The sequence below is a fragment of the Spirulina sp. LEGE 11439 genome (genome assembly GCF_059821285.1).
In genome coordinates this window covers 41,898-63,787 of sequence record NZ_JCAMRX010000025.1, presented here as the reverse complement: position 1 = coordinate 63,787, position 21,890 = coordinate 41,898, and the positions used below count along the sequence as shown (strand labels likewise).

The window sequence follows — 21,890 nt, the reverse complement described above, 5'->3', positions numbered from 1 at the left end:
GGACTAAATTCATTGATTGTAGGTGATTTTGCAAATTCTTCAATCCATTTTAATGGATTTTTCGTATGAGACAGGGATTTTCAATCCCTGGCGGATCGACAATGAGAGCGAGGATTCAATTACCGATTTATTTTCTTAACATCCATAATAATACAAATCAATATTCATTGATAAATTGAGGATGTATCCAGAGAAATTCGCGGCGCTTATTCTGTACTTTTACGAGACCGCCAAAACCGGGATCTTTTTCTTTGATAATAACTTGCAGTTGCCGCAGTAAGGCACCTTGGGCGCGGATGGCTTCCCCGTGTTGGAGATCGGCGCGATCGCTAACATCATTTTTCTCCAGCCACTCGATCGCCATATTGCCTCCTTTAGTGGAGGAAACGATCGTTTGTTGGGCTAATTTAAGTTCTTTTTCGATATCTTCGTAGGCGCGATCGTCTAAAAGTATTTTGCTGGCGGAGTTGGCGACGGGGGCGATCAATCCGAGGGTGGCGATCATGAATTTGAGGTAGGGGGCGGCTTTGGCGAACCATTCGCGGGAAAGTTCGAGGGTATAAACTCCCGCTTTGGGGTTATCTGGGTTCAGTGCGGGGAGGGGTTTGCGGGAATGTTCGCACCAGAGGGTAAGTTGAAATTTGGCGCTTATCCATTTGGGGGGATCGAAAAAGCCAGTTTCGACGGGTTTGAAACTAAATAAGCGAGGACCTTCTTTGGCTTCATCGATGAATGCTTGCATGAGATAGGAAAATTGGCGATCGACTTGGCTCAATATGGCTTTTTGTCCTTGGTTTAAGGCTTGGAATTGAACTTGGTTGCGGCGATCGACGATGCGAATATCTTGGCGAATTTGTTTCATTTCAGCGAGGATATGTTCGCCTTGGATGGGCTGCGGGGTTGCGGTAGGGGCATTTCGCATGAGCAAGTCAATATTGTGCCAAGTGTCGCAGCCGGAAACGCTACAAGGATATTCGGGTCGTCCTTTGAGTTTGCTTTGAACGAGTTTTTTCACTTCAAACAGCCCCAAACCGGGGGTATTTTTGCCGCAGGGTTCGATACAAGGAACGACAATTTCGCATCGCAGTCCTTCCCAAAAATGCTCGACTAATGATTTTACTTCTTGGGTGAGTTCGTAGAGAAACCCTTTGGGATCGACGGCGCGAACGGTAATTTTGATATTGGTATCGATATGCTCGAGGAAGGCGCGACCATTGTAATCGTTATCGAGAATTAAGCCCCGTTGCCAGTGAACGCTTTGATAGTAGTCGTCGCGTCCGAGGGAGTATTTATGGAGACGGACGATGAGTTGATAAAACAGTCCCTCGGCGTTGGCAAGTTGTCCGCGATCGTCTACGATGCGACAAATCTGAACTTGTTGGCTTTCGACTGTTGCGAGTTCCCGGTCCCAAGGTAGGGAATTAGGGCGATTGTCGGGGACGAGTTGGGCGATAAGGCTGGTGGTACTTTCGGCTTGAGAGACTTTATCCAAGACGACCCGATAGGAAATATCGAAACGTTCCATTAAACGGAGGAAGATGGGATGCAGGTCTCGCGGATAGCCTGTTTCGCCTTTATAGGGGGGATTTGACCAGATTTGGCTCAGATAGTCGTGTTCCACTAAGCCTTTATTGTTGCGGGTTTCTGGGTCGTCGAGAACGAAACTAATCGCTTTAGCCAGCCAGTCGGGTTTGAGGATGACGATATCTTTGAGGAGGGGATCGTAGTGATAGTGAATGATATTCCCCAAGGTGTGATAAACCCGCAGGCACAGTTCCGCGAGAAAGCCTTCTACGCCTTGTTCTCTGCAAATGGCCAGCACGTCGTTATAGGCTAAATACGGTGCGTTGGTGGCTCTCAGGGCTTCGAGAACGCGATACCATTTGGCGGGGATGGTGCGCCCCATCCCGGGGAGGGTGGCGGCGATGGTGGCGATCTGGGTTCTGAGTTCCTGAATGCCTCTACATTGGGTTTTGCGATCGGGTTTGCTGTCTATGACGCAGAAGCCGAGAACGGTATCTTTGCCAAAGCGATCGATGAGTTCTTGGCGATCGATGTCCGGTTGGCGTTGGTTGGGACCGCCGTGAGTAGCGATAACGAGGATTTTGGCATCGGGTTCTCGCCGTTTGATGAGGGTAATCCATTCTTTGACAAAGCCCTGTTGCGGACCTTCTCGGGGTTTCCAGATGACGAGATAGATGGCGGCGGGACTGAAGAAGAGTTGACAGGTAGAGCGATACCGCCAAAGTCCCAAGCGTTGAGGGTAATTTCTGTTTTGGTGTCTGGGTTGGTGCAGTTTACGGGTTTGATTTCGATGCCGTGGGTGGTGGGACGATCTTCAATCCACGGATCGCCGCGCAATGCCCCTAATAAGCAGCTTTTACCAACTGCTCCTTCTCCCACTAAGATGAGTTTGGCTTCATTTAAGACAATTTTACCTTCAGCTTTCGCTCGCAGATATTTCTGAACCTCTTCCAGTCCTTGCTCGTATACGGCAGCCAGTTCGGGATTTAAAGGGTTGTTGTAGAGGAAAAGCGTTTGCAGTTGAGTGAGATTACCGAGGAATTCCGGGAGGGTTGCCAATTGGTTGTTGTCGAGATAAAGCCATTGCAGTTGAGTGAGATTACCGAGGAATTCCGGGAGAGTCGCCAATTGGTTGTTGTCAAGGTAAAGCCATCGCAGTTGAGTGAGGTTGTCGAGAAATTTAGGGAGAGTCGCCAGTTGGTTGTTGTCGAGGGAAAGCCATTGCAGTTGAGTGAGATTGCCGAGGAATTCCGGGAGGGTCGCCAATTGGTTGTTGTCGAGGTAAAGCCATTGCAATTGAGTGAGATTACCGAGAAATTCCGGGAGGATCGCCAGTTGGTTATTGTCGAGGGAAAGTGTTTGCAGTTGAGTGAGATTGCCGAGGAATTCCGGGAGAGTCGCCAGTGGGTTGTTGTCGAGGGTAAGCTCTTGCAGTTTGACAAGTTGACCGATCGCTTCTGGCAATTCCGTCAGTCCCATCTCGCCGAGATCGAGTTTTATTGCTCCTTCCTGTCGTGCTGCTTCAATCCGTCGCTCTGCTTCGCGGTATGCCTCATCCGGTGTCATACTAATTCTTTTTTACTACTTTGCCATTCTCTCCGTTATAGCATCGACACGGTGAGAATCGTCAATCCTTACCCTCAGCCTTCAGGATAAAGATTCGCTTTGATACCAAATCTGCATTATTCACGAAGTATTTCCTACCTTTGCTGTAGGGGCGTAGCATGCTACGCCCCTACGAGGTTTGAGGTGTTCGCGTAAGCGTCGCAGAGCCGTATCGCGTGAATATATCCCTCTTTTGTCACTTTCGCTAGAGCAAATTCTGAAACCTCCATATAACAAGGCTTTTGCAAAAACGAGAAATTTTTGAGTTCCTGTTAGTTTGCGATCGCTAAATATCATATCCTGACTGAGTTTAGGGATGTTACTTTGATTTTGCTTTTCCCAGAGTGACAAAAGAGGGATATAGCAAATCCATTGGAGTTGTAAACTTGTGAAGTTACCTCAAACTATTATGTTAATTGTGGAACAGGCATCCTGCCTGTGTTTCCAGCAATTACGAACAAGCAAGATGCTTGTTCCACTCATTCACAATTCATTTGGTTTTGCGATAGTCTGTGGTAACTGGATTCGCTTTGAGTTTTTCTTGCAGATAAAAAAACGTTTTGAGAAATATTTAGAGAGTGGGATCTCTTTAATTGATTTGCAAAAATATATTACTTGTTGACAAAAGTTGAGACTTATTTCATTCTGTATAATGGGATCAAACGTATCGACAGTTTTTTGAATTCATCAATTTGCATGAGATTGAAGCAATGGTACAACAACTTTCCCCCCCATCTCTCGATGAGGAACTTCTCTATCCTGACAGTGACGGTAAACCTTTGGCCGATAATACTACCCAATTACGTTTAATTTTCACCATTAAAGGGGGTCTCGACGCTCTCTTTAAAGACAAAGCAGATGTCTTTATTGCTGCGGATTTGTTATGGTATCCGGTTAAATTAACCCAACAACAAGTTTTAGAACAAGAAGAACCCCAAAGACAAGCACCGGATGTGATGGTCGTGTTAGGACGACCGAAAGGCGAAAGAGGTTCTTATAAACAATGGGAAGAGGATAATATTTCTCCCCAAGTCGCCTTTGAAATCCTTTCTCCCGGTAATAAAAAGAAGGATATGGAAACAAAATTTAAGTTTTATCAGCAACATGGAATCGAGGAATACTACCTATACGATCCCAAAAAGAATCGACTGCAAGGATGGTTGAGAAACAAAGAAAAATTAGCAGCGATTTCAGTCATGGAAGGATGGAAAAGTCCGCGTTTGGGTGTGAAATTTAGTACGAGTGAAGGAGAATTAGCATTATTTCATCCTAACGGAGAACGTTTTGTTTCTTATGTTGAAATAGTCGAACAACGCGATCGCGAACGAGCAGAGAAAGAACGCGAACGAGCGGAAAAAGAACGCGAACGAATAGAAAAAGAACACACTCAAGTCGCATTGGAGGAAGAACGAAAGAAAAATCAACAATTAAGCGATCGCCTTCTGCAACTCGGAGTCGATCCAACCAATCTTCCTTAATTTTGTTAAGCGATCGCACTCTTCATACTTTTGATTGAGTCAGAAATTATTGAGTCAGAAAATCCAGCAAATCTCGCTGTATTTCGGTATTTGCCGCAATGACCAAACCCGGCAATTGATAATCTTCACAAGTATTTAAAGGCGGTAATGGCGAACCATCGTGAGTCGTTACGATCGCTCCTGCTTCCTTCGCCAAAAACGCTAAAGCAGCCCCGTCAATGAACTTTCCTGAAGCGAGAACTGCTCCTGCGATCGCTCCCTGCAACATCCGCGCAAAAGCAGGAATAGGATTTTCTTTTGTATAAGCTCTACTGGTGACAACTTCATAAGCAGAAGGGAAAGAATCGAGGGGAGAAACCATATCCCAACCCAAATAAATGCGCTTTTCCGGGTTAGTAATGTGCAAGGGCTTACACTGGTCTAAATCGTCCTGTAGTTTCCCTTGAAAACAGCCTTCCCCTCGCAAAGCATAAAAATAACAATTTTCTGAAGGACTCAAAGCAATAACTGCTTCATACTCATCAGCATTGAGAATCGCGAGGATAATGTGATAATTGGAATGTCCGTCGAGATAGTACCGAGTACCGTCGATAGGATCGAGAGTAATGAGATAATCTCCTTGTTCTCCCAGAGTCGTCCCGCGAAAATACTTGGTATTATAAGATTGCTCCCATTCTTCCCCATAAAATCGCAGTTGGGGAAATATCCCCAAAAGTGCCACCTCTACAAAGGTTTGCACGGAAAGATCGGCATCGGTGAGGGCAGTGGCAAAGAAGTTCTCGGATTCTCCTTTTTCCGGGAGGGCAACAATATGAGATTGAATTTCTCGGGCGTAGGCTGCGGCTACTCTGAGATGAGGTAACAGAGTTTCTAGAATTTGTCGAGGCTTGGGAAGATCGGGCATGAAAAAGCACAACAGAGAACACCAATTTTTTACCATAAATTCTGGTAATTTTCAGGAAATTCGCGATCGCCAACTTAAAATAGAAATAGCGAGGTTATGGCAAGTATCGAGAAATGCGATCGCTTCTTTCAACGACCAACTTGATTAATTAAATTTTATATAGCGTATGTCCGCATTGGATTCAATATGACGGAACTGAAATCGGAATTGCCAATAAATTAGTCGATTTAGGTGTTCCTAAAGATGATATTATACTGGCTTATCATGCTCCTATTATGCGTCAATATGATGACTTTGGGGTAGGTTAATCGGGTGAAAGTTCTCTAGCACAAAGAGGAATTAAAGTAACGTACGATCGCATCGGTCAGTCCCTCTAGAGTATATTCTTTTGCTTCTACATCCACGCGACCCAATAATTCTTGACAAGTTTTCGAGGTTTGCGGACCGATAGAGGCAATGCAGCACGAAGTGAGAATTTCTTCTAATTCTTGAGAATTTAAAGCATCTTTAAATAAGCGATCGCAGTTCTTCACGGTTTTAGAACTGGCAAAGGTTATAATATCAACCGAACGCTCTTTTAAGGCTTTTAAAACATAAGGATCGAGGCGATCGGGACACTTAGATTCATAAGCGGGAACTTCAATAATATTTGCTCCCTTTGCGGTTAATTCCTTCACTAAAACTTGCCGTCCTCCCGTTTCCACCCGAGGAAAAAGAATCTTTAATCCTGAAAGGCGATCGGGGAAATGTTCCGCGAGAGAATCAGCAACAAAATTAGGCGGAATAAAATCTGGGTTTAAATGATATTCTTTGAGAATTTTGGCGGTTTTCTTCCCGACAACGGCAATTTTAAGATTGCCTAAACTGCGTAAATCTTTACCCAATGTTTCCAAACGCTTGCAGAAGTAATGAACGGCATTACTTGAAGTGAGAATGAGCCAGTGAAAAGTATAGAGAGAAGCGATCGCTTCATCCAATGCTTGCCAACTCGAAGGAGAAGTAATTTCTAAGGCTGGCATTTCTAAAACTAATGCCCCATACTTTAATAATAAACCCGTGAAATGACTCGACTGTTCTGCCGCACGAGTGACTAATACTGTTTTTTTGTCAAGAGGTAAAGGCGGCGATTGAAACATTTCTTGAAGATTAACAACTGCACCAATAACAATAATACAAGGAGAGAGGGGCATTCCTCGGGTTTGTTCTTGAATATTGGCTAAAGTTCCTCGCCAAATCTGTTGCTGGGAATTGCCGGTATTATGAATAATCGCGATAGGATAAGATAGCGATCGCCCATTTTGCAATAGATATTCAACAATTTTCCCTAAATTTCGTCCCCCCATCAAAACAACTAAGGTATCAATTTTTGCTAATGCTTCCCAATCGAGAATTTCCGGTTGATGTGCCGTCAGGACGGTAAAATAACGACTTAAATGTTTATCGGTGAGGGGAATTCCAGCCAGTAAAGGAGCCGCTAAAGCAGAAGAAATTCCGGCAATAATTTCAAAATTACACCCTGCTTTTTGCAAGGCTTCAACTTCTTCTCTCGCTCGTCCAAAAATCAAAGGATCGCCACTTTTAAGGCGAATCACTCGTTTCCCTCGATCGCAATAAGCAACCAGTAAGCGATTGATTTCATCTTGAGGTGTACTGGGTTTTCCTCCACGTTTCCCTACCTCTAATTTCAAACAATCTCGAGGAGCTCGAGTTAATAATTCATCATTGATTAAAGCATCATAAATGAGAACCTCTGCGGATTGCAGAATGCGATCGCCTTTTAGGGTTAGAGTATCTAATCCTCCAACCCCGGCTCCCACTAAATAAACTTTTCCTTGGGAGATCTTTTCCATTCTTTAAGGATTTTTTCATGATTTATTGCCCGATCGCTAATGTCAGAATCAACCAATATTTGACGAAGATGAAAGCTATACAATAGCGATATTTTTATCCTTGTTCCAAATATTCCTCTAATGTTTGAGTTCGTTTCTTAGTTAAATCGACTACACACAACGCATAAATTGCAGGCATTATACTGCCACCATCATAACGCCGTTGAGAGTATTCGCAATCCGCATCTCTGAAAGCAATCCATGCTGTTTGTGCTGCAACTAAGCGATTTTCTTGAGACGTTCCTTTTACTTTTTCTCTCAATTCTTTGTAAACTTTATTCAGTTTTTCATCGGCTTCTTGTGCTTCATTTGCAGTACAAAAGTTCATTTCGAGTTGCGTTTGTGGTGCTTCGCAATTAAGATTTTCATTGTTCTCGACAGAACTTTGGGCAATTTTAGGGGCTGAGGGATCTATACTGTGGTTTAAAGAAGAAATGGGAGAGGATTGTGCTGTAGCGATCGCGCCATTAATTCCTTCTGGACTGGTTGCGCGAGTTTGTTCGGGAGTCGAACACCCTGAGAAAACAACGAGAATTAAAGTTGCAGTAAAAAGGAGAACGTTTTTTGTTATTTTCATGTTCTGTTCAAATTTGATTAAATGATGAGTCTAACACAAATTATTCATCAATCTTTGATAATTTAGTTCTACCCCAGCCAACAGGCAATAGGAAATAAGAAGTATTCAAGGAAAAAAAGTTTCCAGATAAACTGATAAAAACTGGCGATTTCCGTTTTCTCTTCTAGATTGACTTGTTGACTCTGCCACCAGAGCAGTCCCAACAGAATACAATGACCCAACCCCAATAGCCAAGGATTAACCCCAGCTAAACCTACGATCGCCACCCCTATCATACCCAAATAGCAGAGGGTAACGATACTGCGAGAAATTTGAAAAATGGCGGTTTTCCCGACCATTAAAGTAAAGGTGACAATTTCATACTGTCGATCGCCTTCCATATCGGGAACGTCTTTAAATATTGCGATCGCGATCGTAAAAATGAGAATAAATAGCGTTAAAACAACAATAGAAGTGGGAATAATTGCTGCTCTGTCCAAGGTATCGTTAAAGTGTAAAAATAAACCTAAATTGACAATAACACCGCGAACGGTAAAGATACATAGTGCTGCTAAAAGTGGGAAGCGTTTTAAGCGAATAGGAGGAAAAGAGTAAGCTGTACCAATGACCAAACTAATCCCAACAGTTGCTAGTAGCCAACTGCCCCCAAAGGTCGCCAAAATCAAAGCTAAAACCCCTGTAATACTGACAATCCATTGCCCTTGATGACGAGAAAATACTCCTGATGCTAAAGGAAGATGGGGTTTGTTAATGCGATCGATCGCGATATCTTCTAATTGATTCAAACCTACGATATAGATATTGCCGCATAGACAGGAAAACCAAGCGATCGCTAAGTCGAGTAAACTTGTTAAATTCCAGTTATCTCTCGCAATTGCAACGGCAATGAAATAAAGTGCAAATACACTCAAACTCGTCCCGATAATCGTATGCGGTCGAGAAAATTTCCAAAAATTGATTATTGGTTTTTGGTTGCTAATTATTGTTTGTTGATTCATTAATAATGAGTATTCGATCGTTGTTTATTGATAATTGATTCGGCAGTATAAGCCATTAAACCAGAAAAGAGAATTAAAAGAACCCCTAAAGCATTAATATCGGGTTTAACTCCTGTGCGAATGCGACTAAAAATTTCTATGGGTAGTGTTGTCGATCGCACTCCAGCCGTAAAACTAGAAATCAGAAAATCATCAAAACTGAGGACAAAAGCCAGTAAGCATCCCGCAACGATCGCCGGTCTTAATTCCGGTAATAAAACCTGTAGAAAGGCTTGTAAAGGCGTTGCACCAAGGTCTAATGCTGCTTCTTCAAGATGGCGATCGAGATGCTCAAAGCGAGACGAAACAACGATCGCAATATAAGCTAAACAGAAAATGACATGAGCGGCAACAATTGTCCAAAAACTGAGTTGAATGCTCAAAATGGCAAGAAAAATTAGCGTTGAGATTGCGATCGCAATATCGGGAACAATTAAAGGCAAATAAGACACCCCGCGATATAAATTCTTTCCCGGAAAGCGATATTTAGATAAACCTACCGCCATCATTGTCCCTAAAATGGCTGCAATGAACACTGCGATCGCTCCTACCGCCAAGCTATTCATTAAGGCATGTAAAATACGTCTATCTGCAAATAAGCGAGCGTACCATTGCAGAGAAAATCCCGTCCATTTCGCGCTGTATGCCGACTCATTGAAGCTATAAAATGCTAAAACAAAAATCGGCAAATACATATACAGAAACATCAACCCGGAAAAAAATGCCATTTTAGCAAATATCGATCGATTCCTAATTTCTTAAGGGCGATAAATTCCTCCCTTTGGCATTTTAGCACCATTTAAAATAGCATTTTCTAAATTAGCACCACTGAGATTAGTATCATGAAGATCTGCACCCGTTAGATCGACCTTAACCAAAAGATCTTGACGAATCAAAAGATCGAGTAAATCTTGTGATGTAATTGTAGAAGTATGGAACAAACTACTATTATTAAGATTGTCTTTAATTAAGTTCAGTAATATTTTCTGATTGAGCTTAATGGTTGAGCGATCGACTTCCGTTAAGTCTATCTCAAAATGATTACCTTTAAGTAGGGCAATTAAATCGCGATCGCCTAACTGTTCCCGAGCGAGTTCAAAAATAGTATCTTTTTCTAAGTTAGCGCGAGCAAATTTCAGGATCTCATTTGGAGTTAAATGAATTTTACTCCAATCCATATCGCTGAAATCCAGAGAATCTATATTTTTAATACGGCCAATTTTAACATCGGTTAAATCTGCACTCGATAAATCTGCACTCGTTAAATTTGCATTACTCAAATCAGTATTAGAAAGATTGGCTTTGTGAAAACTCGAACCCTGAAGGTTTGCACCGTCAAAACGACTGCCTAATAAATCTTTGCCACTCAAAATTTTAGTGTCTGATTTTTGAGAAGAATCCGGACTTGAATCGGAGTTACTTTGACAGCCAAATAAACAAAACATAGACGTTGCTTGTTGATTATTCTCTTGTCCTAATTTGGGATTAAGACCAAAATCTGCTAATGCTGCGGGAGAGAAGATAAATAAATTAGCGATCGCGAGAACCATCAAACCTATTAAAGTTCGGAAACTCTTCTCTATTTCTCTTTTCATCTCAGTCAAAAGAATTTAAGTGAATTCAAGCTATAGTTTACAAAAACTCGCAAGATATTGCAAGATTTTATGTCAGGTTATGCGATCGCATCTCAACTGTTCTACAAAATGATTAAGATAAATAGTATTACCTGCCTAGACTATTTCTTAAATCAATGGAAATTGTTGTTATTCTTCTCTCCGGACTATTATCTTTTATTGCTCCCGCAGGATTTGCCCTCGATACCGCTATTGAAAGTAACATTCGCCGCCGTTTTGTCGATGCCGAAACAATTAACGTTCGGATTGATAATACTCCAACCCATCAACTGTTAAATGGAAAAGTCGATCGCCTGCGAATTGCCACTCGCGGGATCGAACCCGTAGAAGGACTGCGAATTGACACTTTTGAACTGGAAACCGATCCCCTCAACATTAATATTCACCACCTGCAACAGGATAGCCAAAATTTTCGCCGCGCTTTTCGTCAACCCGTTCAAGGGGCATTTCGCCTCGTTCTCATGGAAGAAGACCTCAACCGTGTTTTTTCCTCTCCAACCTTTGCCAAGCGCCTGCAACAGGTCGTAGAACGCATTTCAGCCAATATTCCCAACGCAGATCGACAAAACTATACACTCGAAGATATTGCCATTGATTTCCAAACAGAAAACCGCCTGAAAATGCAGGTCAGTTTGAGCGGAATAGACACCAATACCAAAGAAATTACCCGCGTGCAGGTACAAATCGAAACGGGAATAGAAATGACTAACGGCTATTCTTTAAAATTGGTAGAGCCGGAAATTTCCCTTGACGATCGCCCCCTTCCCCCGATTTTTGCCGATATCGTCAGGGATGCCCTCGGGGAGCGTCTCAACCTGCAAAGTTTAGAGACAGACGGAATTACCCTGCGCCTTCTACAATTAGAGATAGAACGCGATCGCCTCGAATTGGCCGCCTTTGTTCGCATCGAGCCGGAAATTCTCCCCGCCGCTCCTGAAGAATAGACAACAATAACGAATAATGGTTTCGTAGCGATCGAGCTTCAAATTTAGAATTGGTAGAAGGAGGGCTTTATGCAAGACCGACAACAACACAACCGAACGAGATTTTCCCTCAAGGCGATCGCGATCGTTCTCATTGCAAGCACGATCGCGGCAGGATGTCAAGGGGATAAATCCCAAATTACTTCTTCTCCCGATCCCTCTCCCACCCCCTCAGAAACAACACAACCAGAAGCAACCCCAAAACCTAACGAAATTGAGATATCAGCCCCGAATAAACCTGAAACTCCCCAAGAACAAACGATAAACATTTATTGGCTCAATGCAGAGGGAAGCGAGATTGAACTGGTATCGAGTGCCGCCAGCATTGAAGTCAAAGCAGAGAATCCTCCCGAAGCAATTCTCGAAAATGCCCTCGCGCAACTTTTAGCCGGACCTAAAAGCGATCGCCACGCAACAACCATCCCGGAAGGCACGCAATTACGCAATGTCGTCCTCAAATCCGATGGAATTCACGTCAATCTCTCTGAAGATTTTACCTTTGGCGGCGGAACCGCATCCATGACCGGACGAGTTGCCCAAATTCTTTACACCGCCACCAGCCTCAACCCCAATGATAAAGTCTGGCTGGAAATTGAAGGCGAACCCCTTGAAGTATTGGGAGGAGAAGGTCTTTTACTCGATCTCCCCCTAACCCGCCAAAGTTTTCAAGCCGACTTTAATTTGTAACGGGTGACTGATGGCCGTTGACGGGGGATCGATCTAATCGATCTAATGGTTTTCCATTCGCGAGGCTAAAATCTCGGAATTCCTGTGCCTGCTGTTCGATGCGGGCAGCAAGACGGTGACAGACTAAATTACACAATTCGTAAATTAACGGATCTTCAACGCGATAATAAGCCGATGTTCCCACAGTGCGACGACTGAGAATACCGGCTTGCAGCATCACCTTAAGATGTTTCGAAACATTGGCTTGACTGGTTTGCGTGGCTTCAACCAACTCTTGCACGCACTTTTCCCCCTCGCGCAAGAAATTTAAAATTCGCAAGCGCATGGGTTCGCTGAGAATACTAAAATAGTCAGCGAGTTGTTGTACGACTTCTTGCGATACGGATGGGGTGAGTTGCATAAACCTCAAGCCAAAATGTCGATCCCCGGATTTTAACAGCCTTTCACCGGTGATGACAATGATAACAAACCTTTTGGTTGTTTTTTCTTGGAGTCAATCCGGTTTAACTCGCATGAGAACTTGACCGTATTCTACCGGCTCGGTATTTTCTACCACAATTTCCATAATTTGCCCGGAAACCTCGGCTTCAATTTCATTCATTAATTTCATGGCTTCGATAATACAAACCGTTTGTCCGAGACTGACGCGATCGCCTACTGCCACAAAAGGCGCTTCATCTGGGGCTGGAGCGCGATAAAACGTCCCCACCATCGGCGAGGTAATTTCGACCCAGCCCGGATCGACCCTAGGTGGAGGAGAATCCATCGCAGCCGGGGGAGAAAGAGATAATTGAGAAGGCGGAGGAGAACTGGGCAGGACAACCGGTCCTACCGACTCGGAAGGAGTCACGGAAGATAGAGAACTCGCCCCTTTTTTCACCGTCAGTTCAAATTCCTCGCTTTTTAAGCTCAGTTCGACAATATCGGTCTGGGCGATCGCCGCCAGTAATTCGCGGACTTGTTGAAAATCAATAGACACCGATTGCAAATCCCAATAGCGTGTGCGGGTAGTTATCAGTCACCAGTCACCAGTCACCAGTCACCAGTTATCAGCCATGACTTAAGAACTGTTTACTGTTCACTGTTTATTGTTTACTTCTTTCGAGGTAAGCATCATTGCGGGTGTCAATTTTAATCTTTTCCCCCACAGAAATAAAGAGTGGTACCATGACCTGCGCTCCAGTTTCCACGATCGCGGGTTTGGTGCCTCCGGTAGCGGTATCGCCTTTCAACCCCGGATCGGTTTCGGTTACCTTTAGGACAACAGTATTGGGAAGCTCGACTTCTAGCACCCGCTCGTCCCAAGTGATGATATTCACTTCCATTTCTTCTTTGAGATACTTGACGCGATCGCCCACAGTATCGGGACTCAAGCGCATCTCTTCATAAGATTCCATGTCCATGAACACCAAATCATCGCCGTCTTTATAGGTGTGCTGCATATTGCGTTTTTCGAGAACTGCTTGGGGAACGGTTTCCCCGGCTCGAAATGTTTTTTCTACCGTGTTCCCCGTTTGTACGTTTTTCAGTTTCGTTCGCACGAAAGCCGAACCTTTACCGGGTTTAACGTGGAGAAATTCAACAACGCGCCACACCGAGCCATCTAGCTCGATCGTCACGCCGGTTCTAAAATCATTACTCGAAATCATGGGCTGCCCCAATGCAGGTCAAAATATCCGCGATCTATTCTACCGTGGGACGGTTCTCTCTAATTGCGGATTTTACGGCTCGGCCTTCTTTTGCTACAAAAAGAACAGAGAACGGAATTTTTCACATCATCATCATTTAGAAGTCTCAGAAGAATTTATGAACTTTTTAAAACCCTCTTGGGGTCGGCGTTTATCGTACTTCGGTGCGATCGCGACTCTCCTGCTCTTCTCTACAGTCTGGATCGGGTGCGGAAGTGCCAGAGCCGGTCTTGCCCAAGGGGATGCTATTACCGATCCCGTTGCCATTCTCCGTTATGCCCTCCCGATTGAGAATGAAGATATCCAACGCTTGCAAGGAAACTTGGAAGCGATCGCGCTAGAAATTCGCCGCCGTCGCTGGAGTTCGGCGGTGAAGGCAGCAAAGGCAGCCAATCTGGTCGCCAAATACAATGATGACAAAATCTTGCAAGATATTCCCGCCGAGGGTCAAAGCGAGGCTCAACAACTGCTCGACGAATTAAAAGAAGGGATGCCCTCGCTGATCGAAGCAACAGAAAATAAAGATAAAGAAACTGTTGTGACCCTACGAGAGGGACTGCTCGATCGCGTCGGTCGCTTAGAAACCATGATGGTCGAGGGCTTTCCTTTTGAAGTTCCTGATAACTATGCCAATTTACCCCAGTTGAAAGGCCGCGCTAAAGTTGAGATTGCAACCAATAAAGGGTTAATCGAGGCGATCGTCGATGGCTATAATGCTCCAGTCAATGCCGGTAATTTTGTCGATTTGGTGCAACGGGGCTTCTACGATGGTTTGGAGTTCTATCAAACCCAAGATTACATCATGCAAGTCGGCGATCCTCCCGGTCAAGCGGCGGGTTTTATCGATCCGGAAACGGAAGAATATCGCGCCATTCCTTTAGAAGTGAAAATTGCCGAGGAAGACGTGCCGATTTACGAGTTTACCCTTGAGTCCATTGGCCTGTATTTAACGCCTCCCGTGCTGCCTTTTAATGCCTATGGTGCGATCGCTCTCGGTCATCCCGATGCCGATCCCAATGGGGGTTCCTCGCAAATCTTCTTTTTCCTCTACGATAGCGAATTGACTCCTCCCGGTTTCAATCTCCTCGACGGGCAATATTCTGTCTTTGGCTATGTGGTGAAAGGAAAAGACGTTTTAGCAGAATTGAAAGCTGGCGATCGCATCATTTCGGCAACAGTAACAACAGGAAGCGAAAATTTACAATAAACGGCGAATGTTAAGCGATCGCTGATAACTGATGACTGATAACTGTATCGGGGATTTGGGGGAGCAGAAACTTTTGCAATTGGTGCAGGGTTTCTGCGACCCCAATTTTGTAGGAGATGATGGGGCAATTGTTGCGCTCGATCGCGATCGCCATCTGGTGGTCACAACAGATGTTCTGGTTCAAGATACCCATTTTAGCGATCGCACTACTTCTCCGTTTGATGTCGGTTGGCGATCGGCGGCGGCCAATCTCTCGGATTTGGCGGCGATGGGGGCTTCTCCGGTGGGTTTGACCATCGGTTTGAGTTTGCCCCCCCAAACTCCTGTTGCATGGGTTGAGAGGTTTTATCAAGGGTTTACAGCGTGTGCGAAACCTTGGGAAACGTCCATTATCGGCGGCGATCTCTGTGGTGCTTCAATGATTACCGTATCTGTAACCGCCCTCGGTCAAGTTGCTCCGACAAGGGCGATCCGACGTTCTGTTGCCCGACCCGGAGATGCCATTATCATTACAGGAGAACATGGTAAATCGAGAGCGGGCTTGGAATTATTGCTCGATCCTAATTCAGGAGAGGCTCTCGCTGCTGAAATGCGCGAGGAGTTAATGCGATCGCATCAGCGTCCCGTCCCGCGTTTGGATGTATTGCCTCATTTGCAGATCGTTCCAGATAGCGTTCCCATTGCGGGGATGGACAGTAGCGACGGATTGGCCGATGCGATCGTGCAGATTTGTCGCGAGAGTGGGGTGGGTGCCGCGATCGATCTCGCTACCGTACCCATTCCCGAGGCGTTGAAACTCCTCGTTTCTCCAGAAAAAGCGAGAAACTGGGTCTTCTATGGGGGAGAAGATTTCGAGTTAGTTTTGTGCTTGCCTCAACCTTTTGCCAGTTCTTTAGTTCATCAGTTGGGAGGAGACGCGAAAATAATTGGCAGAATAACCTCAGAATTAACCGTGCAAGCGATCGATCCTCTCAGTATTGCTTCCCCTCTGATTCTGACTCTAGAAAGGAGTTTTCAGCACTTTTAGAGACTTTAAAATCCCGATCGCAGTATTTTGCGATCGGGATTCCAGAAATTGCTTGGTCTTTAAGCCATTCAATTTAACAGTCAACGTTAACTGGTGACTGGTGACTGGTGACTGGTGACTGGTAATTGAATCAAGCCCATTTTTCAGCAACTAATTCAGCCAAATCGACAACGCGCTGAGAATAACCCCACTCATTGTCATACCAACCAACAACCTTAATCATGTTTCCACCCATGACCATCGTTAGACTGCCATCCGCAATAGAAGAGCAATCTGTACCGCGATAATCGCAGGAAACTAAAGGCTTGTCGTTGTAACCCAAGAAACCTTTCAGGTCATTTTCCGAAGCATCTTTGAGCGCCGTATTAATTTGCTCGACGATCGCGCCTTTCTCAACGATCGCGACGAAATCAACAATGGAAACATTGGGAGTTGGAACCCGGAAAGCCATACCGTTCAACTTGCCCTGCATTTCCGGAATAACCAACGCGACAGCTTTAGCGGCTCCAGTTGTTGTGGGAACAATATTGACGGCTGCCGCTCTCGCCCGACGTAAATCTCGGTGAGAAGCATCCAACAAGCGTTGATCCCCCGTGTAACTGTGAGTTGTGGTCATCATTCCCTGCACGATACCGAAGTTATCGTTGATAACCTTGACAATAGGAGCCAGACAATTGGTCGTACAACTCGCATTGCTGACAACTTTGTACTTGCCGTGTTCGTAGTCGTGATGGTTAACTCCCATAACGTAGGTACCGATATTACCTCCTTTACCAGGAGCCGTAATGAGAACCTGTTTGGCTCCTGCGGCTAAATGCTTGGAAGCTCCTTCGTCAGTTACGAATACTCCAGTGGATTCAATAATTAAATCAATACCCCAAGCATCCCAAGGTAAATTTAGGGGATTGCGATCGGAGACGCATTTAATCGTTTTGCCATTGACGGTTAGGGAGTTCTCGTCGGCGGAAATGTCCGCATCCAAGCGCCCTAACATGGAATCGTATTTTAATAAATGAGCATTGGTTCTGGGATCGGAAGTATCGTTCACGCCCACTACTTCCAATTGGCTGTTTTCACGTCCCAACCAACAGCGAAGAAAGTTTCGCCCGATGCGTCCGAACCCATTGATTGCTACTCTAATCACTGCGTCTTGCCCTCTATCTTTGAGCTACTAAACATTAAATGAATCTTAATATTCCAAATCATATCGCAAAGCTTGTCACTTCTCGCGACGATTTGCAGAAAAATTTCCTCAACATCTCTTCTCTACCTTCGCCTTCTAACCCAATCTCCTCAATAAAAGTTTCCGGATTGACAAAAAAAAACTTTGGGAAATGATAAAAATCGCCCAAATGCGGAAAAATATTGGCATAACTGATAATGCGCCCTTATCGATTCAGACCTAGCGAGGATATGAATTCTTGACGATCGCTATCCCAGTTCATCAAATCTTGATAAGATAGCGCGTGTCATTAAGGCAGCATGGTGTGTGGTGTGGTGTGTAAGGAGTGTTAATGTCTAAGACTGTTAATTTTGAGGGGAAACCCTTTCATTTTATTGGGATTGGTGGGATTGGAATGTCAGCCCTTGCTTACATTCTAGCCAAACGAAACCTTCCCGTTTCCGGTTCCGATCTGCGCTCGACGCATATTACCGATCGCTTGCAATCGGTAGGGGCGCATATTTTTCAAGGTCAGGATGCGGCAAATTTGGAGTTTTTCCAAACTTCAAGAGAACACCCTCGAGCGAAAGTGGGTGTTAGTGTTGGTGCAAATGGCAGCAAGGCGAACGAGATAGAAGCGAGGGAGGGAATCGCGATCGCGGTCAATGGCGACTCCCTCCCTCGCAGCAGAGAATCGCGATCGCCTTTGGATGCGATGCCTCAGATTATTTGTTCGACGGCGATCGGGATGGAAAATGTCGAGTATCGAGCCGCGATCGATCGCGGCTATCCGATTTTGCATCGTTCGGACTTACTCGCTGCATTAATTCGCGATTATCAAGGGATTGCCGTTTCTGGCACCCACGGTAAAACAACGACGAGCAGTGCCATCGGCTATATGCTCCTCGAGGCGGGAATGGATCCGACAATTGTAGTAGGAGGAGAGATTAATGGCATTGGCGGTAATGCTCGTTTGGGTCAGGGAGGATACTTGGTGGCGGAGGCGGATGAATCTGATGGTTCATTGATCAAGTTTGCGCCTGCGATTGGCATTGTCACCAATATCGAACTCGATCATCCGGATCATTATCAAAATTTGGCAGAAGTGGTGAACACGTTTAAAACGTTTGTTCGCCAATGTCAGCTCGTCATCGGCTGTATCGACTGCGATACCGTTCGCCAAGAAATTGCGCCGCAAATTAGCTACAGTCTCCAGCCGAACCGGGATGCCGATTATACGGTGACGGATGTGACGTATCACGCCCAAGGGACGATCGCTAAAGTCTGGGAAAGAGGAGCGCTTTTGGGAGAGTTAAAGTTGCAACTGTTGGGGGAACACAATCTCAGCAATGCTCTCGCCGCAGTTGCTACGGGTCGTCAAGTGGGTTTGGAGTTTGAGGCGATCGCGCTGGCACTTTCTTCGTTTACGGGAGCAAAACGACGCTTCGAGCATCGCGGCGAGGCCAATGGCATTACTTTTGTAGACGATTATGCCCATCATCCCAGCGAACTGCGAGCGACCCTTTCCGCCGCCCGCTTGCGCCTGCGATCGCAAAATGGTTCCTCTCCACGCCGGTTGGTGGCCATTTTTCAACCCCATCGTTTCAGTCGTACATTGACTTTTCTGCAAGAGTTTGCGGAATCTTTTGACGAGGCAGATATGGTTGTCCTGACCGATATTTATAGTGCGGGAGAGGCCGACCTCGGACAAATTAGCGGACAAACTTTAGCGCAATTGCTGGCCGAGCGTCACGATCGGGTCTTTTATCAATCCTCTCTTGATGCCGTCAAAAAATTTCTCCAAGAAACACTCCAACCCGGAGACTTGGCTTTATTTTTGGGTGCGGGAAATCTCAATCAAGTCATTCCCCAAATGTTGGCTTTCTATGAATAGAAACCAGATTTCGGGTAATTGAGTTGCTTTTGTCCAAAACATCCTTGCACATTCACCAATTAGGCTTATGACACTCTCATCTGACACACCCCGCACTGAAACCAGATTTCTCTATACCGGGCAATCCTTAACGCGATCGCCCATCCATCTCCCCGGCACGGATTGTACGATTTCCCCGCGAGTTGCCCTTGCTAATTTGACGAGCTTTCGAGTGGGAGGCCCCGCCGAATGGTACGTTGCCCCGCGCAATATTGAGGCGATGCAAGCGAGTTTGGCTTGGGCGCAAGATCGCTCTCTGCCTATCACCCTCCTTGGTGCTGGCTCTAATTTGTTAGTCAGCGATCGCGGCATTCCCGGTTTGACCCTAGCCACGCGCCATCTGCGCCGCTCCCAATTTAGCGAGGACGGGCTGATTACTGCCAGTGCGGGAGAACCGATCGCTCGGTTGGCATGGCGAGCCGCCAAACGGGGCTGGCAGGGCTTAGAATGGGCAGTTGGCATTCCGGGGAGCTTGGGAGGAAGCGTCGTGATGAATGCTGGCGCTCACCATGCCTGTGTTGCCGATAGTTTGGTCGAAGCGGTGGTCTTAAATCCGGACGGCAGCCTCGACTATTTAACCCCTGAAGACTTACATTTTGCTTATCGAACTTCTACCCTACAAGCAGATAAGCGGCTCATCGTACAAGCCACCTTAAAACTCCAAACCGGCGGCGATCGCGAAGAAATCATGGCCCAAACCAATCGCAACCTTCAGCACCGCAAGAGTACCCAACCCTACCATCTCCCCAGTTGCGGCAGTGTTTTTCGCAATCCCGAAGCTCATGCAGCCGGTTGGCTGATCGAGCAACTGGGACTGAAAGGCTATCAAATCGGTGGGGCGCAAGTGGCTCAACGCCATGCGAATTTTATTCTCAACTGCGATCGCGCCAAGGCCAGAGATATTCTCCAACTCATTCACCACGTTCAAGAAAAAGTCGAGCATCACTGGTCTCTAAATTTGCACCCCGAAGTGAAGCTCATTGGGGAATTTTAAAAAAGAATGAAGGAGGAAAGATGAATTTTATCCCCCACTTTCTCCCCCTTCCCCTTCTTCCCCACTCGTCCCGAAATCCCCCGCAAAATACTACAATCAGAAAAAGCAATAGCAACGAGAAAATAACATGACTCAAGGAAAAGGTTTTGGTTTCGGTTTAGGCAAAATGAAAGAATTAACCGAAGCATTTAAAAAAGCACAACAAGTCCAACAAGGGGCCAAACAGCTTCAAGAAGAACTGGAGCAGATGGAAATTGAAGGACAATGCGACGAAGGCTTAGTCAAGGTTGTTTTGAGCGGGAATCAAGAACCTCGTCGCGTTGAAATCGATCCCAAAGCCTTAGAAAAAAATGCAGAAACTCTCTCTGAGTTAGTTGGTGCTGCGATGAAAGATGCTTACGATAAATCTACGGAAACCATGCGGCAGAAGATGGAAGCATTAACCAGTGGTTTAGAACTTCCGGGTTTATAGAGTAAGTTTCCCACCTCATAGAAAAAATTCATTGATGAGAAAAAACCATCAATAAACAACCTTGCTCTAAGTCTGTGATTGGAGTAGGGTTGTTTATGTATACTCCAAAATAATGACATCTTTGCGATCCTCAAACATTAAATCCGAGCTATCATATAGTATGATTTTGAATATATCTCAAAAATAACTTCTGTAAGATGCTTTCAATTCCTAATTTTTTAAGGTCGCTTAAACCTCAATTACTTATTTTCGCCCTCATACCATTGGCTCTCAGTAGCTTTGGTAAGCCTCTCTCTGCTCACCCCAATACTGATTCTCTTCTGAGCCAGTCTTCTGTAGGAGCAAGAGAAGGAATAAACCAACAACAAGCTCGAGATGTCATTCAAGCGTATGCCAATGGTGACTACGAACGAGTTAGAGCCATGCTGATTCCGGGGTTACAAGCAGAATGGTCAGCTGATAAACTTAAAGCCGATTGGGAAACAAATTTCATCGAAAATCTCGATATCGGGAATGTAGATCGTATTCTAGAAACGAAAGTGATTGAGACTTTGGTTGGTGATATTATTTACGTTTGCGCCCAATTTGAGCGATATCAACCCTCTTGTTCCGTCAGCATTGCCAATTTTGTGGTCACTTTTAATACTAATAATCAAATTGCTGGTATTGATTTTCCCAAACTCGAAAGTATTGAGACGATCGCCAAAAAATTTGTCACTGCCCTTGGCGATGGAGATTTTGCTGCAGCCCGAAGCTATCTTGCTCCCAACCTTAAAGAACAACAACTTCCTCAACAAGTTCAGGAGACATGGGAAGGTCAAGAGAATCTCTGGGGTGAGTTTCAAGAAATTGTGAGTATTACTAATCGTCCTGGCCCTAGTGATGGTGAAAAAACTGTTCTTGACATCTCTATGGCGTTCAGAAATGGTTCTGAAGAAATGATTGTCATCTTCGACCGAGAGAGACGAATTGTCGGCTATAATTTTTTCCAATAGACCGACCGGCTTTCATATATCCTTACTATTAATAGTGAGGTACATGAAAGCCTCTAATATAAATATCGGTTAGACTGTGTTATTTTTCCGCCGA

Annotated in this window: 23 protein-coding genes and 1 pseudogene; 11 read left to right on the top strand and 13 right to left on the bottom strand. The window is 45.1% G+C overall.

The window, feature by feature from the left end; all coding sequences use genetic code 11:
* Positions 1-157: 157 nt before the first annotated feature.
* On the bottom strand, positions 158-1,906 hold the full coding sequence (locus tag AC6RV6_RS16895; RefSeq protein WP_500242080.1) for a COR domain-containing protein: 1,749 nt from the start codon (positions 1,904-1,906) through the stop codon (positions 158-160).
* Between the two features lie 86 nt (positions 1,907-1,992).
* A complete protein-coding gene (locus AC6RV6_RS16890; RefSeq protein ID WP_500242057.1) occupies positions 1,993-3,090 on the bottom strand; it encodes a leucine-rich repeat domain-containing protein in 1,098 nt (365 codons plus the stop codon).
* 749 nt (positions 3,091-3,839) lie between these two features.
* Between AC6RV6_RS16890 and AC6RV6_RS16885 the strand changes: the two genes are divergently transcribed.
* Positions 3,840-4,607, top strand: coding sequence for a Uma2 family endonuclease (locus tag AC6RV6_RS16885; protein ID WP_500242056.1), 768 nt, complete (start codon positions 3,840-3,842; stop codon positions 4,605-4,607).
* A 46-nt stretch (positions 4,608-4,653) separates the two neighbouring features.
* Here AC6RV6_RS16885 and AC6RV6_RS16880 read toward each other — a convergent pair whose 3' ends face one another.
* Complete coding sequence (locus AC6RV6_RS16880) at positions 4,654-5,511, bottom strand: inositol monophosphatase family protein (RefSeq protein WP_500242055.1); 858 nt, start codon at positions 5,509-5,511, stop codon at positions 4,654-4,656.
* Between AC6RV6_RS16880 and AC6RV6_RS16875 the strand changes: the two genes are divergently transcribed.
* A complete protein-coding gene (locus tag AC6RV6_RS16875; protein ID WP_500242054.1) occupies positions 5,510-5,659 on the top strand; it encodes a hypothetical protein in 150 nt (49 codons plus the stop codon). The genes AC6RV6_RS16880 and AC6RV6_RS16875 overlap by 2 nt on opposite strands.
* Before the next feature lie 28 nt (positions 5,660-5,687).
* A pseudogene (locus tag AC6RV6_RS16870) lies at positions 5,688-5,819 on the top strand (element excision factor XisI family protein); the annotation flags it as partial.
* Positions 5,820-5,834: 15 nt separating this feature from the next.
* On the opposite strand, the gene cobA reads toward AC6RV6_RS16870, so the two are convergent.
* The 5 genes from cobA to AC6RV6_RS16845 all read right to left on the bottom strand — a co-directional run bounded on the left by cobA (position 5,835) and on the right by AC6RV6_RS16845 (position 10,609).
* The gene (cobA, locus tag AC6RV6_RS16865; protein ID WP_500242053.1) at positions 5,835-7,361 is read right to left on the bottom strand and encodes a uroporphyrinogen-III C-methyltransferase; all 1,527 of its coding nucleotides are present in this window, start codon (positions 7,359-7,361) and stop codon (positions 5,835-5,837) included.
* Between the two features lie 94 nt (positions 7,362-7,455).
* Positions 7,456-7,977 carry a lysozyme inhibitor LprI family protein gene (locus AC6RV6_RS16860; RefSeq protein WP_500242052.1) on the bottom strand — a complete coding sequence of 174 codons (522 nt, stop codon included), beginning with the start codon at positions 7,975-7,977 and terminating at the stop codon, positions 7,456-7,458.
* Between the two features lie 68 nt (positions 7,978-8,045).
* The gene (locus AC6RV6_RS16855; protein WP_500242051.1) at positions 8,046-8,975 is read right to left on the bottom strand and encodes a homogentisate phytyltransferase; all 930 of its coding nucleotides are present in this window, start codon (positions 8,973-8,975) and stop codon (positions 8,046-8,048) included.
* Positions 8,975-9,742, bottom strand: a complete 768-nt coding sequence (locus tag AC6RV6_RS16850) for an ABC transporter permease (RefSeq protein WP_500242050.1) — start codon at positions 9,740-9,742, stop codon at positions 8,975-8,977. Before AC6RV6_RS16850 ends, AC6RV6_RS16855 begins: the two co-directional genes overlap by 1 nt.
* Before the next feature lie 30 nt (positions 9,743-9,772).
* The gene (locus AC6RV6_RS16845; RefSeq protein WP_500242049.1) at positions 9,773-10,609 is read right to left on the bottom strand and encodes a pentapeptide repeat-containing protein; all 837 of its coding nucleotides are present in this window, start codon (positions 10,607-10,609) and stop codon (positions 9,773-9,775) included.
* Between the two features lie 155 nt (positions 10,610-10,764).
* Between AC6RV6_RS16845 and AC6RV6_RS16840 the strand changes: the two genes are divergently transcribed.
* The gene (locus AC6RV6_RS16840) at positions 10,765-11,592 is read left to right on the top strand and encodes an LmeA family phospholipid-binding protein (protein ID WP_500242048.1); all 828 of its coding nucleotides are present in this window, start codon (positions 10,765-10,767) and stop codon (positions 11,590-11,592) included.
* A gap of 69 nt (positions 11,593-11,661) precedes the next feature.
* Positions 11,662-12,318 carry a GerMN domain-containing protein gene (locus tag AC6RV6_RS16835; RefSeq protein ID WP_500242047.1) on the top strand — a complete coding sequence of 219 codons (657 nt, stop codon included), beginning with the start codon at positions 11,662-11,664 and terminating at the stop codon, positions 12,316-12,318.
* Here AC6RV6_RS16835 and AC6RV6_RS16830 read toward each other — a convergent pair.
* The 3 genes from AC6RV6_RS16830 to efp form a co-directional block, all read right to left on the bottom strand.
* Entirely contained in the window at positions 12,308-12,718 is a 411-nt protein-coding gene (locus tag AC6RV6_RS16830; RefSeq protein WP_500242046.1) for an ArsR/SmtB family transcription factor, read from the bottom strand. The two genes, AC6RV6_RS16835 and AC6RV6_RS16830, sit on opposite strands and share 11 nt — an antisense overlap.
* Positions 12,719-12,811: 93 nt before the next feature.
* Positions 12,812-13,297: an acetyl-CoA carboxylase biotin carboxyl carrier protein gene (accB, locus tag AC6RV6_RS16825; RefSeq protein ID WP_500242045.1), complete on the bottom strand. Its 486-nt coding sequence runs from the start codon at positions 13,295-13,297 to the stop codon at positions 12,812-12,814.
* Between the two features lie 106 nt (positions 13,298-13,403).
* Entirely contained in the window at positions 13,404-13,967 is a 564-nt protein-coding gene (efp, locus tag AC6RV6_RS16820) for an elongation factor P (RefSeq protein WP_500242044.1), read from the bottom strand.
* Here efp and AC6RV6_RS16815 point away from each other — a divergent pair.
* Positions 13,966-15,213, top strand: a complete 1,248-nt coding sequence (locus AC6RV6_RS16815; RefSeq protein WP_500242043.1) for a peptidylprolyl isomerase — start codon at positions 13,966-13,968, stop codon at positions 15,211-15,213. The two genes, efp and AC6RV6_RS16815, sit on opposite strands and share 2 nt — an antisense overlap.
* A 31-nt stretch (positions 15,214-15,244) precedes the next feature.
* Complete coding sequence (gene thiL / locus AC6RV6_RS16810; protein WP_500242042.1) at positions 15,245-16,240, top strand: thiamine-phosphate kinase; 996 nt, start codon at positions 15,245-15,247, stop codon at positions 16,238-16,240.
* Here thiL and AC6RV6_RS16805 read toward each other — a convergent pair.
* Complete coding sequence (locus AC6RV6_RS16805) at positions 16,214-16,390, bottom strand: hypothetical protein (protein WP_500242041.1); 177 nt, start codon at positions 16,388-16,390, stop codon at positions 16,214-16,216. The genes thiL and AC6RV6_RS16805 overlap by 27 nt on opposite strands.
* On the bottom strand, positions 16,371-17,384 hold the full coding sequence (locus AC6RV6_RS16800) for a type I glyceraldehyde-3-phosphate dehydrogenase (RefSeq protein ID WP_500242040.1): 1,014 nt from the start codon (positions 17,382-17,384) through the stop codon (positions 16,371-16,373). Before AC6RV6_RS16800 ends, AC6RV6_RS16805 begins: the two co-directional genes overlap by 20 nt.
* Positions 17,385-17,754: 370 nt before the next feature.
* Between AC6RV6_RS16800 and murC the strand changes: the two genes are divergently transcribed.
* The 4 genes from murC to AC6RV6_RS16780 all read left to right on the top strand — a co-directional run bounded on the left by murC (position 17,755) and on the right by AC6RV6_RS16780 (position 21,796).
* A complete protein-coding gene (gene murC, locus AC6RV6_RS16795; protein ID WP_500242039.1) occupies positions 17,755-19,296 on the top strand; it encodes a UDP-N-acetylmuramate--L-alanine ligase in 1,542 nt (513 codons plus the stop codon).
* A gap of 67 nt (positions 19,297-19,363) precedes the next feature.
* Positions 19,364-20,329: a UDP-N-acetylmuramate dehydrogenase gene (gene murB / locus AC6RV6_RS16790; protein WP_500242037.1), complete on the top strand. Its 966-nt coding sequence runs from the start codon at positions 19,364-19,366 to the stop codon at positions 20,327-20,329.
* 127 nt (positions 20,330-20,456) lie between these two features.
* A complete protein-coding gene (locus tag AC6RV6_RS16785; RefSeq protein ID WP_500242036.1) occupies positions 20,457-20,801 on the top strand; it encodes a YbaB/EbfC family nucleoid-associated protein in 345 nt (114 codons plus the stop codon).
* Between the two features lie 263 nt (positions 20,802-21,064).
* Entirely contained in the window at positions 21,065-21,796 is a 732-nt protein-coding gene (locus tag AC6RV6_RS16780; RefSeq protein ID WP_500242034.1) for a DUF3887 domain-containing protein, read from the top strand.
* The last annotated feature ends 94 nt before the right edge of the window (positions 21,797-21,890 follow it).